Source organism: Comamonas guangdongensis, from assembly GCF_041079535.1.
Taxonomy (GTDB): domain Bacteria; phylum Pseudomonadota; class Gammaproteobacteria; order Burkholderiales; family Burkholderiaceae_C; genus Comamonas; species Comamonas guangdongensis.
Genome location: NZ_JBFYGN010000069.1, coordinates 1 through 1163, shown reverse-complemented (window position 1 = coordinate 1163; position 1163 = coordinate 1). Strand labels below are relative to the sequence as shown.

Genomic DNA, 1163 nt, shown 5'->3' with positions numbered 1-1163 from the left:
GGTAATCCCCCCAGAATCCATAGCCCCGAGAAGTAGAGCTATGCAGCCATGGCCAGCCGCTGTTTGGGGGTGATGCCGCCCAATGCCATGTGGGGGCGTTCATGGTTGTACCGCCACATCCACTGCGTGGCGAATTCCCGAACCTCGTCGAGGTCGGTCCAACAATACTGTGACAGCCATTCGTAGCGGACCGTTCTGTTGAAGCGCTCCACATAGGCATTCTGTTGGGGCTTGCCGGGCTGGATGTGTTCGATGCGGATTCCTCGACTGCTTGCCCATTGCAACAGTGTGGCGCTGATGTGCTCAGGCCCGTTGTCACAGCGAATTGCCTGTGGCTTTCCACGTCAGGCAATGATCTGACCAAGGACTCGCATCACGCGATGCGATGGCAGTGAGAAGTCCACCTCAATGCCCAGGGCCTCACGGTTGAAGTCATCGATCACGTTGAGCAGCCGGATACTGCGGCCATCCTCGAGCTGGTCATGCATGAAGTCCATCGACCAGACTTCGTTGCAGTACTCTGGTACCGCAAGCGGCTCAGGCTTCTCGCGTACCAGGCGCTTGCGTGGCTTGATGCGCAGGTTCAGCTCCAATTCCCGGTAGATGCGGTAGACACGTTTGTGGTTCCAGGTAAAGCTACGTACGTTTCGCAGATGTAGAAAGCACAAGCCAAAGCCCCAATTGCGGTTGCTGTCGGTCAGACGCAGCAACCACTGGGCGATCTCATCGTCTTTGCTGTCACGGCGAGCCTCGTAGCGGTAGCAGGCTTGACTGATCTGGAATGCTTGGCAAGCGGCTCGAATCGGCACGCCGTGTTGCTGCACTGCTCTGTGAGCCATCTCGCGCCTGCGAGATGGCTTCACCACTTTTTTGCGAGAGCCTCCGAGACGATCTCAGCCTTGAGCTTCTCCTCGACATACATCTTGCGCAGGCGCCGGTTCTCTTCCTCCAGCTCCTTCATGCGAGCCATGAGCGAGGCATCCATGCCTCCGAACTTGGCTCGCCACTTGTAGAAGGTCGCCGAGCTGATTCCCAGCTCTCGGCAGAGTTCGGGGACCGTCAGGCCGGCCTCTGCCCGCTTAAGCGCGTCGATGATCTGGCTGTCGGTGAAACGTGATTTCTTCATGGTAGAGATTCTCCTGTGAGGGTCTCTACTTCTCAGC

General features: G+C 57.8%; 1 pseudogene. It reads right to left on the bottom strand.

The features are described from left to right. Positions 1–38: 38 nt before the first annotated feature. Positions 39–1126: pseudogene (locus tag AB6724_RS21790) on the bottom strand (IS3 family transposase). Positions 1127–1163: the final 37 nt, after the last annotated feature.